Source organism: Roseibium sp. RKSG952 (assembly GCF_009711355.1).
Genome location: NZ_SMMF01000122.1, coordinates 1 through 275, shown reverse-complemented (window position 1 = coordinate 275; position 275 = coordinate 1). Strand labels below are relative to the sequence as shown.

General features: G+C 61.1%; 1 protein-coding gene. It reads left to right on the top strand.

Going from position 1 to position 275, the window contains the following annotated elements:
• Positions 1-4 precede the first annotated feature (4 nt).
• On the top strand, positions 5-275 hold a 271-nt coding region (locus tag E1297_RS51045; protein WP_368669410.1), incomplete at its 3' end, for a DUF4116 domain-containing protein.

Here is a 275-nt window from a genome sequence, read left to right as displayed (position 1 = left end):
GGAGATGTGCCTCGAGGCGGTCAGGCAAAAAGGCAGTGCACTGCAACATGTGCCGCGAGTCCTTCGAGCGGAGGAGATCTGCGTCGAGGCGGTGAGGCAAGACGGCAGGATGCTGCAATGGGTGCCGAAAGACCACCGGACGCGAGAGATGTGCCTCGAAGCGGTGAAGCAAGATAGATGGGCGCTGGAAGATGTGCCGGAGAGCCTCCGGACGGAGGAGACATGCCTCGAGGCAGTGAAACAATGCGGCAGGGCGTTGGCATATGTTCCGGAAG